Annotated in this window: 17 protein-coding genes; 15 read left to right on the top strand and 2 right to left on the bottom strand. The window is 43.0% G+C overall.

From position 1 onward, the window contains the following. Positions 1–5 precede the first annotated feature (5 nt). The 7 genes from IGI88_RS16155 to IGI88_RS16125 all read left to right on the top strand — a co-directional run bounded on the left by IGI88_RS16155 (position 6) and on the right by IGI88_RS16125 (position 5,623). Positions 6–782 (top strand): dihydroorotate dehydrogenase electron transfer subunit, encoded by a 777-nt coding sequence (locus tag IGI88_RS16155; protein WP_429960797.1) that lies wholly within the window; start codon positions 6–8, stop codon positions 780–782. After that, a complete protein-coding gene (locus IGI88_RS16150) occupies positions 782–1,705 on the top strand; it encodes a dihydroorotate dehydrogenase (RefSeq protein ID WP_008379876.1) in 924 nt (307 codons plus the stop codon). Before IGI88_RS16155 ends, IGI88_RS16150 begins: the two co-directional genes overlap by 1 nt. Next, positions 1,705–2,424 (top strand): orotidine-5'-phosphate decarboxylase, encoded by a 720-nt coding sequence (gene pyrF / locus IGI88_RS16145; protein ID WP_008379878.1) that lies wholly within the window; start codon positions 1,705–1,707, stop codon positions 2,422–2,424. Before IGI88_RS16150 ends, pyrF begins: the two co-directional genes overlap by 1 nt. Further along, a complete protein-coding gene (gene pyrE / locus IGI88_RS16140; RefSeq protein WP_144330363.1) occupies positions 2,421–3,056 on the top strand; it encodes an orotate phosphoribosyltransferase in 636 nt (211 codons plus the stop codon). The genes pyrF and pyrE overlap by 4 nt, the downstream gene beginning before the upstream one ends. A 157-nt stretch (positions 3,057–3,213) precedes the next feature. After that, positions 3,214–3,891 (top strand): carbonic anhydrase family protein, encoded by a 678-nt coding sequence (locus tag IGI88_RS16135; protein WP_016620153.1) that lies wholly within the window; start codon positions 3,214–3,216, stop codon positions 3,889–3,891. 323 nt (positions 3,892–4,214) lie between these two features. After that, on the top strand, positions 4,215–5,132 hold the full coding sequence (locus IGI88_RS16130; RefSeq protein WP_005235975.1) for a helix-turn-helix domain-containing protein: 918 nt from the start codon (positions 4,215–4,217) through the stop codon (positions 5,130–5,132). Beyond that, on the top strand, positions 5,132–5,623 hold the full coding sequence (locus tag IGI88_RS16125; protein ID WP_429960796.1) for a pyridoxamine 5'-phosphate oxidase family protein: 492 nt from the start codon (positions 5,132–5,134) through the stop codon (positions 5,621–5,623). Before IGI88_RS16130 ends, IGI88_RS16125 begins: the two co-directional genes overlap by 1 nt. Positions 5,624–5,876: 253 nt before the next feature. Here the strand turns inward: IGI88_RS16125 and efbA are convergent, their stop codons facing one another. Together efbA and IGI88_RS16115 are read right to left on the bottom strand one after the other, a co-directional pair. Then, complete coding sequence (efbA, locus tag IGI88_RS16120; protein ID WP_429960795.1) at positions 5,877–7,577, bottom strand: fibronectin-binding protein EfbA; 1,701 nt, start codon at positions 7,575–7,577, stop codon at positions 5,877–5,879. Positions 7,578–7,685: 108 nt separating this feature from the next. Beyond that, the gene (locus tag IGI88_RS16115) at positions 7,686–8,084 is read right to left on the bottom strand and encodes a DUF1622 domain-containing protein (RefSeq protein ID WP_005235970.1); all 399 of its coding nucleotides are present in this window, start codon (positions 8,082–8,084) and stop codon (positions 7,686–7,688) included. A gap of 126 nt (positions 8,085–8,210) precedes the next feature. Here IGI88_RS16115 and IGI88_RS16110 point away from each other — a divergent pair, with 126 nt between their 5' ends. The 8 genes from IGI88_RS16110 (at position 8,211) to aroC (ending at position 16,564) form a co-directional block, all read left to right on the top strand. Continuing rightward, on the top strand, positions 8,211–8,786 hold the full coding sequence (locus IGI88_RS16110; protein WP_005235969.1) for a hypothetical protein: 576 nt from the start codon (positions 8,211–8,213) through the stop codon (positions 8,784–8,786). A gap of 377 nt (positions 8,787–9,163) precedes the next feature. Then, complete coding sequence (gene trpX, locus IGI88_RS16105; RefSeq protein ID WP_010748363.1) at positions 9,164–10,216, top strand: tryptophan ABC transporter substrate-binding protein; 1,053 nt, start codon at positions 9,164–9,166, stop codon at positions 10,214–10,216. Positions 10,217–10,294: 78 nt separating this feature from the next. Continuing rightward, positions 10,295–11,179 (top strand): ABC transporter permease, encoded by an 885-nt coding sequence (locus tag IGI88_RS16100; protein WP_008379889.1) that lies wholly within the window; start codon positions 10,295–10,297, stop codon positions 11,177–11,179. Beyond that, positions 11,179–11,937 (top strand): ABC transporter ATP-binding protein, encoded by a 759-nt coding sequence (locus IGI88_RS16095; RefSeq protein ID WP_005235966.1) that lies wholly within the window; start codon positions 11,179–11,181, stop codon positions 11,935–11,937. Before IGI88_RS16100 ends, IGI88_RS16095 begins: the two co-directional genes overlap by 1 nt. 413 nt (positions 11,938–12,350) lie before the next feature. Further along, complete coding sequence (locus tag IGI88_RS16090) at positions 12,351–13,220, top strand: shikimate dehydrogenase (protein ID WP_034872642.1); 870 nt, start codon at positions 12,351–12,353, stop codon at positions 13,218–13,220. A 40-nt stretch (positions 13,221–13,260) separates the two neighbouring features. Next, a complete protein-coding gene (gene aroF, locus IGI88_RS16085; RefSeq protein WP_005226100.1) occupies positions 13,261–14,286 on the top strand; it encodes a 3-deoxy-7-phosphoheptulonate synthase in 1,026 nt (341 codons plus the stop codon). Positions 14,287–14,322: 36 nt separating this feature from the next. Then, complete coding sequence (gene aroB, locus IGI88_RS16080) at positions 14,323–15,378, top strand: 3-dehydroquinate synthase (protein ID WP_016611764.1); 1,056 nt, start codon at positions 14,323–14,325, stop codon at positions 15,376–15,378. 19 nt (positions 15,379–15,397) lie between these two features. Further along, a complete protein-coding gene (aroC, locus tag IGI88_RS16075; protein WP_016620144.1) occupies positions 15,398–16,564 on the top strand; it encodes a chorismate synthase in 1,167 nt (388 codons plus the stop codon). Positions 16,565–16,574: the final 10 nt, after the last annotated feature.

The raw sequence follows: 16,574 nt of genomic DNA, 5'->3' as shown, positions 1-16,574 counted from the left end.
TTTTGATGAAGCAAGAAATCATGACCATCAGCAAACAGCGTCAACTGGCACCACGGATTTTTGAAATGACATTGACTGGTGAATTAGTCAATGAGATGAGGACCCCAGGGCAGTTTCTGCACCTGCGGGTTCCTCAAAATGCCTTTCTTCTTCGCCGACCGATCAGTATCAATCATATCGATGCTGAGAAAAAAGAATGCCGAATCATTTACCGGGTCGAAGGAGATGGCACACGAATTTTTTCAGAAATGACCGTTGGTGATCCAATCGATGTGATGGGGCCGTTAGGAAATGGGTTTCGCTATCATCATTTAAACCAAGGGGACACTGCATTTATCGTAGGTGGCGGTATCGGTGTACCGCCGCTCTACGAACTATCGAAACGTCTGACGCAACAAGGGATCCACGTCATTCACTTTTTGGGCTTTGCCAGCAAAGGCGTCATGTATTATGAAGAGGAATTTCGCGCACTGGGAGATACGAGGATCGCTACCGATGATGGCAGCGCTGGTTTACAAGGAAATGTTGGCAACCTGTTATTAGCTGCAGAGCAAACACCTGCGGCAGTCTTTGCCTGCGGAAATAACGGTCTTTTAAAAACCACCGCCCAGCTTTTCGAAGACCTTTCAGATGTTCAATTATCCATGGAAGCGCGAATGGCTTGCGGGATGGGTGCCTGTTATGCCTGTGTTTGCCATACGAAAGATGACGAACAAGGTACAAAAAGTGTCAAAGTTTGTGACGAAGGGCCTGTATTTCAGGCGAGAAAGGTGGTCATTTAATGTCGATCAACGTCGAGCTACCCGGATTGAGTCTAAAAAATCCGATCATGCCTGCCAGCGGCTGTTTTGGGTTTGGTGCAGAATATGATAAATATTATGACATCAGTCAATTAGGTGCGGTGATGATCAAAGCGACCACACCTGAACCACGTTTCGGCAATCCAACCCCAAGGGTAGCGGAAACGCCTAGTGGTATGTTAAATGCCATCGGGTTGCAAAATCCTGGGTTAGAAACGGTCATGAATCAAATATTGCCGGACTTAGCTCAAAAACATCCAGAGTTACCGATCATTGCAAACGTTGCTGGTTCGACCGTCGAAGATTACGTTCTTGTGTGTCAGGAAATCAGTCAGGCAGAAAATGTCAAAGCGATCGAACTGAATATCTCTTGCCCTAACGTCAAACATGGCGGTATCACTTTCGGAACCGATCCTGCGGTTGCTGGTGCATTGACTGAATCGGTCAAAAAAGTCTCGCAAGTGCCGATCTATGTCAAACTTTCGCCGAATGTGACGGATATTGTCCCAATTGCAAAAGCGATCGAAGCAGGCGGCGCCGACGGGTTTACGATGATCAATACGCTTTTGGGCATGCGGATCGATTTAAAAACACGAAAACCGATTTTAGCCAACCAAACCGGGGGCTTGTCTGGTCCATCAATCAAACCAGTGGCGATCCGCCTAATCAAACAAGTGGCGCAAGTTTCTCAATTACCAATTATTGGCATGGGGGGCGTGATGTCAGTGGATGATGTACTTGAAATGTATCTGGCAGGTGCAAGTGCAGTTGCAGTAGGAACTGCAAACTTTACCGATCCTTACATTTGCCCAAAATTGATTGAAGAATTGCCTATCCGAATGGCAGAATTAGGGATCACTTCTTTGGAACAGTTGATAAAAGAAGTGAGAGAGGAGCACGTGTGATGAGTGAACGACCAATTATTGCCTTAGATTTCCCCAACAAACAGGCTATTGAAACATTTTTAGCGCAATTTCCTGCGGGAGAAAAATTATTTGTAAAAGTTGGAATGGAGATTTTCTACCAAGAAGGACCAGCGATCGTCACTTGGTTGAAATCCTTTGGCCATGACATTTTTTTAGATTTAAAACTACATGATATCCCTAATACTGTTGGACGAGCAATGGAGCGCTTAGCTTCTTTAGGTGTTGCTTTGACGAATGTTCATGCAGCCGGCGGGATCGAAATGATGACTGCTGCTAAAAAAGGTCTGCAACAAGGAACCCCCGCAGGAGACAAAGTCCCTGATTTGATTGCAGTTACCCAATTGACCTCCACTAGTGAGGCACAAATGCATCATGATCAGCAGATCATGACGTCACTGCAAGAAAGTGTTATCCATTACGCCACTTGTGCCCAAAAAGCTGGATTAGACGGTGTTGTTTGCTCCGCACACGAAGCAAAACAGATCAAGCAAAGAACAACCGATGCCTTCATACGCTTGACGCCTGGTATCCGACCAGCTGGCAGTGAAGTTGGCGATCAAAAACGGATCATGACACCTGCACAAGCTCGCAATGCGGGGGCTACCATGATCGTTGTGGGACGTCCAATCACCCAGTCTAAGACACCGTATGAAAGTTATCTGCAAATAAAACAAGAATGGAAGGAAGCTAGCCAATGAAAGAACAATCCAATCAAATTGCCAAAGATCTTTTAGACATCGAGGCGATTTTTTTACGACCGAATGAACCATTTACTTGGGCAAGCGGCATCAAAAGCCCTATTTACTGCGACAATCGAATCACTATGAGTTATCCTCATGTACGTCGCGCCATTGCGAAAGGCTTAGCTGCAGTCATCAAAAAGACTTATCCCGAAGCAGAAGTGATTGCAGGGACCGCAACAGCCGGGATTCCCCATGCTGCTTGGGTCGCTGAATTGTTAGATTTGCCAATGGTTTATATTCGCAGCAAAGCAAAAGAACATGGCAAAGGCAATCAAATTGAAGGTCGTATTCAGCCAAATCAAAAAATGGTCGTCATTGAAGATTTATTGTCAACAGGTGGCAGTGTCTTAGAAGCTTGTGAAGCAGCCAAAAGAGAAGGAGCCGACGTATTAGGCGTCGCTGCGATCTTTACTTACGAGCTGCCTCAAGTCCAAGAGAATTTTGACCAAGCAGGTCTATCCTATGTGACTTTGACAAACTATACAGCGTTGATCGAGTCGGCTTTAGAAACGGGTGCTATTCAAGAGTCTGATGTTGCCCTGTTACAAGAGTGGCGAAAAGATCCTGCTGCTTGGTTGAGTGAATAAGGAATTGAAATAAGAAACGGATATGTGAGGGAATGACCAAGCATATTCGTTTTATTTTTACCTATTTTCTGATAGCATTGGGAGAAAGTTTTTTTGATAGGAAGGGCTATTCCTTGCTGTCAACTTGAATTAGGAGGCTGTTTTTTTGAAAAGAAATATGGATGTTCCCTGGAGTTATTCCGGAGACAATGGACCTGAACATTGGCACACTTTGTGCGATTGGTATGCACAAGGCGCCGAATTTCCTTACCAATCCCCAATTGCTTTAGTTCACGATGAAACCGAAGAACCTATCGATCAGGACTTGGCTTTTCACTATAAACGAGAGCGGTTCACGGAAAAAGAATTCAAAAATACGATTCACTTCGTTCCATATAACAAAGAAAGTTATGTCACATTTAAAGGGATCAACTACTATTTGACGGATATTCATTTCCACATGCCGTCTGAACATATTATCGATGATGAACAGCAAGAATTAGAGTTTCATCTCGTCCATATGAATGAGGACGGAGAAAACTTGGTTGTGGGTATCTTATTCAAATTGACGGATAAGCTCAACTGGATCTGCAATCAGCAAGACGACAGCATCTGGGACTTTGAAAACCATACGCAATGGTTTGATCCGACTATGTTCTTACCAGAACGCACCCACCATTTCCATTATGTGGGTTCGTTGACGACACCGCCAACCAAAGGGCCAATCAATTGGTTCGTCTTTGACTGGATCGGGGAGATGAGCCGCCGCTTCATTTTGGAATTCCGGGAAGAAGTGTTAGAAAACAATAATCGCCCATTACAAGACCGCAAAGATCGGCCTATTTATTTCTATTAATTTATAAAAATAGATCCTTTTACGTAGTGTTTATCACTGACTTCATTTGATGGGCAGTATAGAAACCACTTCGTAAGGGTAATCTATAAAAATGATGTTAGAATTTTTAGAATCTCATTGACTAGAAAAAGACGAAAACTCTTCGTCTTTTTTTATTTTTATATTCTAGGACCATGAAGGCTATGCTAAAATATTAAATAAGCTGATTCTCGGCGGTTAATGCATTGTGAAAATAAATACAAATATAGTTTTTTTTGGAAAAAGAGCAGACACGGTAAAGCTTTTTTGGCTGAGTATTTTATAGTGAAAGAAAGGAAATCCATATGCATGCATGGGAAGCAATCCAAAAATCCATCGATTTTATCGAAGACAATCTTGCTGAGTCGCTAGAGATCGAAACGTTAGCACAAGTCGCATCACTTTCTGTATTTTATTATCAACGCTTATTTACTCGCTTAGTTAAAATTTCTGTTAGGGAATATATAAAACTGCGTCGTCTGGCCAGAGCCGCTGTTTTATTAAAAGACAGAAAAAGTCGAGTCATTGAGGTCGCTTTTGAGGTTGGTTTTAGCAGCCATGCAGTATTTTCAAGAACCTTTAAGACCGTTTATGGACTTTCACCTTCTCTTTACCAAAAAGCGCCGATCGGCTTGCAAAATTTTGATAAGCCGGATCTATCTTTAGGGTATATTGTCACAGAAGAAGGCAATCCATTGATCAGCGAAGGAGTCGTTTTGGAGATTCAGAAGAAGCGAAATCAGCAACCGCTGGTTTTTTGTGGCGTTGTTGGTTACTATCCATTTAAGTATGGAAAAATGCTGGGCCAACGAACAGGGATTGATCCGATTGATGATATTTGGCATGATTTTTATCAAAAGACTGCCAATCAGCCTCGCACCGATCATTGCCTGATCGGTGTTTCATTTCCGGGAGATGCGCCTGAAGGCTATTCAAGTTATTTTGTTGGTCAAATATCTGATGGTTCGCAATTTCTCAACTGCACTGAATGGACTTTACCAGAACGTGAGTATATTGTTTGCAGTTTTGATACGGTCTCAGAGCAACTGATCATCAATATGGGAAAGGCGATGCGTTATACCCGTTTTTGGCTCAAGAAAAATGGCTGGATTGCTGAGAATTTTTTTCCTGAGCTTTATCGAAAAGGGGAAAATCATGTGGTTCATGTCGAATTATGGATTCCTTTTAAAAAAAGAATTAAGATGCAAGGAGGAACAGAATAATGACCCACCAGTATGAAGAAGGAATAAAGCTGCTTGAAGAAAAATTCGGACATTTTAAAGACAATGTGATTGCCCTTGCGACGACAGCTTGTGACAAAACTGTAGAGGGACACAAACAACCAGTCGTTCGAGAAGTTGATGCTTTTTATGAAGAGGGCGTTTTTTACGTGTCGACACACGAGCAATCCAATAAAATCAAGCAAATCAAAAAGAACCCAGCAGTTTCCATTGCTGTTAGCGGTGAATGGTATACTGCGGTCGGTCAAGGGGAGAATTTAGGTTGGGTGCTAGACCCTAAAAATGCAGAATTAAGATGCAAAATTCGCAAAGCCTTTGTCTGGTACGACGAAGTCAACAATGAGAATGATAAAGGCTGTTGCTTTCTAGCAATCCATTTGACCAAAGGAACGTTGAATATCAATCACTGGGAAAAGCTGTATCATTTTGATTTCGAGAAGAAAGTCACTATGGAGGATGGTGGAATTTATTAGCTAGCAGAAGCTACTTTCTCACGGTGATTTTCGAATGCCATTCTATCGGATCTAGCAGATACGTCGATGGCTAAATTCTGAGAAGGCTTGCCTTTTGTGTTTCAAGCTAAGCAAAATTGTCGCTGAAAGAGCAGTAGATAGAAGGAAAAGCATAAAAACCGATCACAAGCGCGTGTAGTTTCGCAGCGCTTTTGTGGTCGGTTCTTTTATTGATTACACTATGATTTTTTGATCCGAATAGACTGAGGAGCAGCTAGGACTGTTTTAATCTCAAAATTCCCTCATCAGGTGTCACAAAAAGCGTTTTTTGATTCTCATAAATGACGAATCCAGGTTTGGCACCATTCGGTTTCCGAATATGTTTGACTTGCACATAGTCCACCGGTACTTGGGCAGATTGACGATATTTTGAGAAATATGCGGCAAGCTCTGCAGCTTCCATTAAGGTTGTCTCACTAGGATCATCCGAACGAATGATGACATGAGAGCCAGGAATATTTTTGGTATGCAGCCAGATATCACTCTTACGAGCTGTTTTTAAGGTCAGTTGGTCATTTTGTAAATTGTTTTTTCCAACGAAAATTTCTGTTGCGTCTGAAGAAAGAAATCGTTCTGGTTGCGAAGGAGCGGCTTTTTTACGCTGTTTCGTCCGATTTTTGACATAGCCTTGTGCAATCAGTTCTTCCCGAATAACCGCCAGATCCATTGGAGAGGCGATTTCTAATTGGGCTAACACGGATTCGAGATACGCGATTTCTTCTTTCGTTTCGGCAATCTGCTGATGGACCAATTTGACTGCATTTTTTAATTTCTGATAACGTTGAAAATATTTCTGAGCATTTTGATTGGGAGAAAGAGCGGGATCTAATTTGATCGTCAAAAGCCGATTCTCATCATAGTAATTTTCCAAATCAACTGAAGCAGCACCACGGGGGACTTGATTCATAAAGGTCGTCAAAAGCTCACCTTTTTGACGAAATTCTTCGGCGTTTTCTGAATCGATTAACGTTTGTTGGCGTTTCTTTAACTTCAATTGGTTCCGTTTCAGTTCATTCTCAATCTTCTTTAGTAATTCGCCACCTTGTTGTTTGACCCGATCTCTTTCCGCCTTGTCGTGATAAAACGCATCTAAAAGCTCGCTCAGACTCTGATAAGAGGTGACAGTGGTGGTCGCATCGATCAATGATGGATAGGGAATTGGTGTAAAATATTCCTTTTTCTCTGACTGGAGATAACTTGGTGCTAGCTCCTGGGTAAGCTCTGTAAAGAAAGCTTCCCACTGACGCAGTTTTTCATTGGGATTGGCATTGATTCGAGCGATTAATTCTTCTGCTGTATCGCGGCCTAAGCCTTGGAATCGTTGTTGAAGTTCTTTTGCCGTCAAGGGATCGATGGTCGATAATTCTTCAAAAATTTTGGTGCGAGAGGCTGTAAAAGGATTAAGTGTTGTTTGCTTTGGTGGTGCAATATAAGTAGCACCCGGTAATAAAGTACGATACGTATTTTGTGAATGACCAATGTGTTTGATTGTATCGACAATTTTTCCGCTCATCTTATTCATTAATAAAATCGTGCTGTGACGGCCCATCAATTCGACAATCAAGACGAGGGATTGTAAATCACCTAGTTCATCTCGTCGAGTAAAATGAAAATGGATCACACGGTCATTGTCGATTTGTTCGATTGATTCTAAGATCGCCCCTTCTAAATATTTCCGCAGCATCATCAAGAAATTCGGTGGGGTTTCTGGATTGCTATAGGCGATCGTTGTGCATTGCACACGAGCATAGGTGGGATGTGCGGATAGCAAAAGTTTATGATTTTTCCCTTGGGCACGGATCACAAATACGACCTCATTTTCATAAGGTTGATGAATTTTGTTCACACGTCCACTGGTTAATTGATTTTGTAATTCTTTGACCATTAAATGGGTAAAAACACCATCAAAAGACATATTGTTTCCCTCTTTTCTTATAAGGATAGTTTGACTGAGGGATTGATCCTTCCAATGTCAAATATTCCTATCTATTATACCGAAGAATCCAAAGAAAAGCCATGGCAGCTAGCTTTCCTTTTTCTTGTTAGGTTGGTGATCGGTGGTTTGCAGTGCACGCTCAATTTCTTTGTTCAAGAAATAAGAGATGACTGTTCTAATAATAACGACTGCAGCTAGACGTACGATGTCTTCGAAAGTAGGGTGGATGATCGTCTCAATAATATCTGCTGCAATCAAGATCTCAAGACCTAATAAGACATAACTCCCTAAATAATTGCGGATAAAATTATTCTCTCTGGCTGCCACCAAACGGTCCTTTTCTGTTAATTCGTAGCGCACGAAATCAATGCCTGCGATCAATACACCCCAAACGATGACGAAAATGGAGAGAAAGTTTAAACAGACAACAATGAAATCGAAGATTGGGTTGGCTCCAGTCATCAAAGAACTAGCTAGATTATGCATAATGACTCCTTTACCGTTTTCTTTTATCTTACCGAATTATCGAAGAAATGTGAAGTTTCTTGACGTTCTAGAAGGGAATTGATAGTATGAATTAATAGTAGGATTTTTAAAAAAGGTGGGCAAATTATGGAACAAGTTAGGAACTTTGTTCATTACACGAAAGAAAAAACAGTGGAAAGCTGGCAGGCTTTGTTAGATGATCTATACCGAGATCAGAAAAAAACGATTTTCACGCTGATCGGAGGCATTCTTTTCGCGCTGGTTTTTGCAGGCTTGATCGTTTTTTCTCAAAATCGCATCAACGCCTCTTTAGTGGATCGAATCGCTTTCGACAAGTTACCTTCGGAAAAAGTACAGCCATTACCATATTTGACAGCTGATAAGACGATTCGCGAAACAAGAGCGATTTCTGTGATGTACAGTAAACCAAATGGCCCACAGCTGGATCAAGTGTTTGATCTGATCCAAGCACAGGAAGACGAAATGAATCGAACATTTTTTTATTATCCGATCGTCTATGACGTGGCATTTTTCTCCAATGAATATGACATTGATCCTGATAAAGTGACCTTTGTCTTCTATGAAGAAGGAGTCGAGAAAAATCGCTTTACTTTTGATTCATTTGAGCAGCCAACGACGGAATTCATCCCAGAATTGAATCGTTTACCCATGTGGACGATTCGTTCTTCTGCCAATGATTGATAAAAAAATCTGACAATTTGACAGAAAATTGTTGACGTTTTTTTATCAATAGGCTAAACTGAATTCAATCAAGAAAGAAAACAAGTTGAGAAGGAGGAACAATCATGAAACTATTTATTCCATTGCAAGTGAAATCATGGCAAAACTGGCGTAGATAGTTGTATTGATGGGACCTCATTCCATAGATACAACTTTTTAGAGAACCTTCTAAAGTGCTGTATCTATGCTGGTAGTTGAATTTATCGCCGCATAGGACAACCTTCTATGCGGCTTTTGCTTACTTGCAATTGCCGTCACATAGGCAGTTGCTTTTTTTGTTCTCAAAAACCGTAAAAACGAAAACACGAAAAACGTAAGCAGAAAAAGGAGAATGAAAAATGAAAAACAAGGGATTAATTGCATCGGTTGCCGTTATTTTATTATTTTTAGGAGCGACCTTTGTCTATCAGTTAGGAATGAGAAGTGGGACCAATCAAGCCAGTGAGACTTCGGAACCAGTAGAAAAAGCTGAAAAAACAGTTGGGATCCTGCAGTTTGTCAGTCATGAAGCGTTAGATGCGATCACCGAGGGGATCAAAGAAGGCCTTAAAGAATCAGGCTATACCGAAGGGGACAACTTGACGATCGAATTCCAAAACGGCCAAGCGGATCAAAGTAAATTGGCAACGATGAGTCAGCAGCTGCTAAATAAAGATGCCGACGTTTTGGTTGGGGTAGCAACACCCGCAGCACAAGCGTTGGCGAATGTCACTCAGGATGTACCAATCGTTTTAGGAGCGGTCACTGATCCAGTTGGGGCAAATCTCGTGGCAGATATGGATCAACCCGGCGGAAATATCACTGGTGTTTCAGATAAAGCACCCGTCGCTGCGCAAATCAAACTAGCAAAAGATTTGCTACCGGAGGCAAAAACAGTCGGCATTTTGTATTCTTCGACCGAAGACAATTCGAAATACCAAGTGGCAGAAGCAGAAGCTGCTGCCGAAGAAAATGGCTTGACCAGCAAATCGTATGCCGTTCCTTCAAGTAACGAAATTGCTCAAATGGTGCAAGTGATGGCACGAGAAGTCGACTTTATCTATATTCCGTTAGATAATACGATTGCAAACGCAATGCAGACGGTAGTACAAGAAGCCAATAAATCAAAAACGCCCATCATCACGTCTGTTGATACGATGGTGGAACAAGGCGGCTTAGCAACGGTTGGGCAAGATCAATTTACGATTGGGGTCGAAACTGGGAAGATGGTGGCAGCAATTCTTGACGGGACGGCCGAACCTGCGACAACGCCGATCTATACATTCAGCGATGGCGAAACGATCATTAATGAAACACAAGCGCAGTTATTGGGAATCACTATCCCAGAAAACCTCAAAGACGAGGCAAAATTGATTACAACGACACCGGAAAGTGAAGCAAGTGATGAGTAACAATTAGGAACAGCAATCACCTGCGATCACCGAGAGAGTCTTGAAAGAGAAAACTTGTAAGAATATGGAGGAAGAATGATGATTGTTTCAGCAATAGGGCAAGGGCTACTTTGGGGAATCCTGGGATTAGGGATTTTTATGACCTATCGTATTTTGAATTTCCCGGATATGACGACGGAAGGGTCCTTTCCGTTAGGCGGTGCTGTCTGTGTGACAGCGATCACCCATGGGGTGTCGCCCGTCTTAGCGACTTTGTTAGGAGTATTGGCTGGGATGTGTGCGGGCTGTGTGACAGGACTTCTTTATACAAAAGGCAAAATTCCCGTGATTTTAGCAGGTATTTTGGTGATGTCTTCATTGAACTCGGTCATGCTGTTTGTGATGCGCTCACCAAACCTCTCTTTATTAAACCAACCGAAAATTCAAGATTTTTTTACTAGAATGAATTTACCGAATTATTATGATACGGTGATTATCGGATTGATCATGGTCTTGTTGATTGGGGGCGTCTTGGTTTACTTTTTCCATACCAACTTGGGTCAAGCTTATATTGCTACCGGGGATAATGAACACATGGCCAAGTCAATGGGGATCAATACGGATCGAATGAAAATCATTGGACTGATCGTCTCCAATGGCGTGATCGCACTCTCAGGCGCATTGATCGCTCAAAACGACGGCTACGCCGACATAAGCAAGGGAATCGGTGTGATCGTTATCGGACTGGCGTCAATCATCATTGGTGAGGTATTATATGGTGAATTGACCTTGCTGGAACGTCTGATCGCTATCGTGATCGGCAGCATTATCTACCAATTATTGATCCTATTTGTGATCAAAGCTGGATTTGATACGACTTACTTGAAGATCTTCTCTGCAATCGTCTTGACGATCTGCCTGTTGATCCCTCAATTTAAACAAGCCTTGCATCTACGCACTGGTTTTGAAACGGAGGATGAATAATGTTAGCCTTAAAAAAAGCCTTTAAAGTTGTCGGCAACGGACCGAATGAGAAAAAAGTGCTCTTGAATAAAATCGATCTTTCTTTAAAACCAGGAGAATTTGTCACGGTCGTCGGAGGAAATGGCGCCGGCAAAAGTACGTTATTCAACTGCATCTCAGGCACCATGCCCTTGACGAGTGGGCAAGTGATGATCGATGATCAAAACGTGACCGCACTTTCGGAAGAAAAACGCGCCCGCTTTTTGGCACGTGTCTTCCAAGACCCGAAAATGGGGACGGCTCCACGTATGACAGTGGCAGAAAATCTGCTGTTAGCACAAAAAAGAGGGCAAAAACGGTCACTTGGTCTTCGACAACTCCAAGGACAAAGGGAAATGTTCTTTGCGCTTTGTAAAGAAATCGGCAACGGGTTGGAAAATCATTTGGATACGCCAACGGGCAGTTTATCTGGTGGTCAACGACAGGCACTAAGTTTATTGATGGCAACGATTCAAACACCAAAACTGTTGTTGCTAGATGAACATACGGCTGCGTTAGACCCAAAGACCTCCAAACAGCTGATGCAAATCACTGCAAGACGCGTGGAAGAACAAAACCTAACTTGTCTCATGATCACCCATCGGATGGAAGATGCATTAAAATACGGAGACCGCCTGATCCTGCTCAGAAAAGGGGAAATCGTCAAGGATCTTTCAGCAGATGAAAAAGCTCGCTTAAGTTTACCAGAACTGTTACTGTTCTTTGAAGACGACTTATAAACCCTTGATAGAACAGTGTTTTCGAAAAATATAATCAAATAAATGAAAAAAATAAGAAAAAATCATTGACATCTTTCAAAGTTAAACCTATACTTAGGTCAATCTTACATCAGTTTGGAGCGAAGGACTATGCAAAAATTATTGCTAACGAACCCCACACAACTGAATAAATATTACTTTAGCTATTTTAGATAGGTTTGTATTCATGAAGGCATGGATACAAACGCTAAGTTTGTATCTATGATGGCTAGAGCATTTCGTAATGAATTCGCAGCCACGTAGATCGTAAAATCTATAGTGGCTATTTTTTATATTCACATATCGGCGCTGTCGCTATGTAATGTTTGAAGGTGTTCACTGTAGATTCTTAAATTTACGGTGGACATCTTTTTTTGTTGAAAGGAATGAACCAGATGAAACAAATGATAACCGGTCACACACGGTTGGCGGCACTATTTGCCAAACCAGCCAAACACAGCATCTCTCCAGCGATGCACAATCTTTCTTTTGAAGAACAAGGGATCGACGCCGTGTATCTGGCCTTTGATGTTGAGCCGGATGATTTAGCCGCTAGTATCCAAAGCATCCGTCAGTTGGATCTCTTAGGTGTCAATCTATCAATGCCCCATAAAATGGCAGCAGTACCGTTGATGGATGAATGCTCACCAGCAGCCGAGCTGATCGGCGCAATCAATACAATCGTCAATCAAGAGGGGCGATTGATTGGGCACAATACAGATGGTATCGGCTTTATGCGCGCACTTGAAGACATTCAAGTGTCGATCATTGGAAAAACGATGACTGTGATCGGTGCAGGTGGAGCAGCGACAGCAATCATTAGTCAAGCTGCACTAGATGGTGTCAAAACAATCCGTGTCTTTAACCGCAAGGATGAGTTTTATCCAATCATCCAGGAAAAATTGACACAGATTGCAGAAAAGACCGCCTCTGAGATCACATTAACGGATTTAGAAGATCAGACGGCTCTAAAAACAGCCATCGATCAAAGCAGTCTTTTAGTTAATGCTACTGGCGTGGGGATGAAGCCGAATGATACGGTAAGTCCTCTAAAAGACAAAACACTCTTGCGGGAATCATTAGCTGTCTATGATGTCATCTATAATCCAAGAGAAACGCAGCTTTTGAAAGATGCGAAAGCAGTTGGTGCCAAAACTGCAAACGGCTTAAGCATGTTGCTGTATCAAGGTGCAGCTGCATTTAAACTTTGGACAGGCCAAGAAATGCCTGTTGAAAAAGTAAAAGCACTTATTGAATCCATGTAAAAAATAAAAAAATTAGAAAAAACGAAAGTAGGAAGAAAAAATGATCGTAATTATGAAACCAGGCGCTACGCCAGAACAAGTTGAAGTTGTTGTAACTAGAATCAAAAAAGAAGGCTTAGATGTTCAAGTCAACCAAGGAAAAGAACAGGTCGTTATCGGGTTAAAAGGGGATACACGCCGCATCCAAGATGTTGCTTTTCGCAGCTACGAAGGTGTCGAAGATGCCATTCGGATCTCAAATACTTACAAATTGACCTCTCGTGAGTTCCATCCGCAAGATACGGTTGTGGATGTAGATGGTGTGAAAATCGGTGACGGCAACTTTGTTACGATGGCTGGTCCATGTTCGATTGAAGGCTTAGACCAAATTCGTGAATGTGCCCGAATCGCCAAAGCTGGTGGTGCACAAATCTTACGTGGTGGTGCCTTCAAACCCCGCACGTCGCCTTACGCATTCCAAGGGCTTGAAGAAGAAGGGCTAAAATACATTCGCCAAGCTGCTGATGAAACTGGCATGAAAGTCATCACAGAAGTCATGGACGAAGGACATATCGATATGGTGGCGGAATACAGTGATATTTTGCAGATTGGTGCTCGGAACATGCAAAACTTCAAATTGCTAGCTGCCGTTGGAAAAACTGGGAAACCAATTGGCCTTAAACGAGGCATCTCAGGCACGATCGACGAATGGTTGAATGCAGCGGAATACATCGCTGTTCAAGATAAAAGTGAAGTGATTTTCATTGAACGTGGGATCCGAACTTACGAAACAGCAACCCGTAATACCTTTGATCTAAGTGCAGTACCAATCATCAAAAAACTGAGCCACTTCCCAATCATCGTCGATCCTAGTCATGGAACAGGTATCTGGGATCTCGTACCACCAATGGCAAGAGCGGGTGTTGCTGCCGGCGCCGATGGGATGATCGTAGAGATCCATCCAGATCCAGCCAATGCTTGGTCTGATGGTCCTCAATCACTTAACGAAAAAACGTACATGAACATGATGAAAGAAGTCCATATCATGGAAAAAGCGATGAAAGAAATCAAAGCGTTGCAAGACTAAGCGTGAAGACAACCAATAAAAGAGGTGCAAAAATCAATGTTACACATTCACTTAGAAGACCATTCCTATGATATCCTCATTAAACGAGGGGCGTTTCAAAAAGTCGGAACCTGGGTGCAACAGTTGTGGGACAAACAGCGCATTGCCGTCATTACAGACAGCAATGTCGCACCCCTGTATGGCGGACAAATCGTCGATTCCTTAATCACTGCAGGGTTTGAGGCAACACTGTTAGTCGTACCAGCCGGCGAAAAAAGCAAATCACTAGAGCAAGCAGCTAGTTTATATGATGGTCTTGCCCAATTCGGAATGACCAGAAGCGATGGGATCATTGCCCTTGGTGGCGGTGTGATCGGTGATCTCGGAGGATTTGTTGCTTCTACTTATATGCGCGGCATTGATTTCTTGCAGATTCCGACGACGTTATTGGCACAGGTCGATTCAAGTATCGGCGGAAAAACAGCTGTAAATACTGGCAGTGCCAAGAATCTCGTTGGCACGTTTGCCCAACCAGCCGGTGTGATGATCGATCCAGATTTACTTGAAAGTTTGCCCCTTAAACGCGTCCAAGAAGGCATTGCTGAAATCATCAAGTCAGCCGCTATTGCAGATCCTGAACTTTGGCAAACGTTAGCAGGTTTGAAAGATGAAGCCGATTTGTTGGCCCACGCTGAAAATGTGATCACAGCTTCTTTAAAGGTTAAACAAAAAGTAGTGGAAGAAGACCCCTTTGATCATGGTAGTCGTCTGACACTGAACTTCGGTCATACGATCGGTCATGGCTTAGAAAGAACGGCTGCTTTTGAGACAAGTCACGGAGAAGGCGTTGCGATGGGGATGATTATGATCACCCGACATGCAGAAGTCACCGGATTAACACCAAAAGGTACGACCCAGCAACTTACAGAAATGGTTGAGAAGTTTCACTTGCCGATTACACCAAGGGAAATAGATAAAGAGCAATTATACCAAGCAATCACTCATGATAAAAAAGCCCGCGGGCAACAATTGAAGATTATTCTATTAGAAGCGATCGGTCAGGCGAAAATCGTGACGATCCCGACTGAAAAAATCAAAGACTACCTAGTATAAGAAAGGAAGGTAACGGATCATGCGTTATATTACAGCAGGCGAATCACATGGACCAGAGTTGACCGCCATTATCGAAGGGTTACCGGCAGGATTGCCATTAACAGCAGAAGACATCAATTTTGAATTAGCGAGACGACAAACCGGCTATGGTCGTGGGGGACGGATGTTGATTGAAAAAGACCAAGTCCGTATCACTTCCGGTATCCGTCATGGAAAAACATTAGGCTCTCCTGTGACTTTAGTGGTCGAGAACAAAGATTGGAAAAATTGGACCAAGGTCATGGCAATCGAAGAGGTACCAGAAAAAGACCGCAAACTACGACGAGTGGCACGACCAAGACCTGGTCATGCTGACTTGGTCGGCGGCATGAAATACCACCATCAAGATCTACGAAACGTCCTGGAACGTTCATCTGCCCGGGAAACGACTATGCGGGTAGCCATCGGCGCAATCGCGAAGAAAATTTTGAAGGAGCTTGGCATCGATGTGGCAGGTCATGTAACGATGTTAGGCGGCATCAAAGCAGAAATTCCAGAAGGCTTGACTGTCAAAGAAATCGCACAACGCTCTGAAGCCTCGGAAGTAAGAGTCTTAGATCCATCTGTCGAGGAAGAAATTAAACAGTTGATCGATCAAACGAAGAAAAATGGTGATACGATCGGTGGCGTAGTGGAAGTGCTTGTTGGCGGCGTTCCTGCTGGTCTTGGCAGTTACGTGCAATGGGACAAAAAACTTGATGCGAAGATTGCCCAAGCCGTGGTCAGTATCAACGCCTTTAAAGGTGCTGAGTTCGGTGTTGGCTTTGAGGCAGGTGTTTTACCGGGTTCTAAAGTCATGGATGAGATTTTATGGGACGAACAACGGGGCTACACCCGTCGCAGCAACAACCTAGGTGGTTTTGAAGGCGGCATGACGAACGGGGAACCAATTGTGGTTCGCGGGGTTATGAAGCCGATCCCGACCTTGTACAAGCCGTTGCAAAGTGTTGATATCGACAGCAAAGAACCGTATAAAGCAAGCGTCGAACGCTCAGATAGCACCGCTGTACCAGCAGCTAGTGTTGTTTGTGAGAGTGTGGTGGCAACAGTGGTGGCCAATGAACTATTAGAAAAGTTTCCAAGTGATTCTTTCGAAGAATTGACCGCATCTGTTCAGGCGTATCGAGAATACTTGTTAACCTACTGATTAAAGAAAC

The organism is Enterococcus sp. AZ179 (assembly GCF_050498885.1).
GTDB classification, from domain to species: Bacteria; Bacillota; Bacilli; order Lactobacillales; family Enterococcaceae; genus Enterococcus_D; species Enterococcus_D entomosocium.
This window is presented reverse-complemented; position numbering and strand designations above follow the sequence as displayed.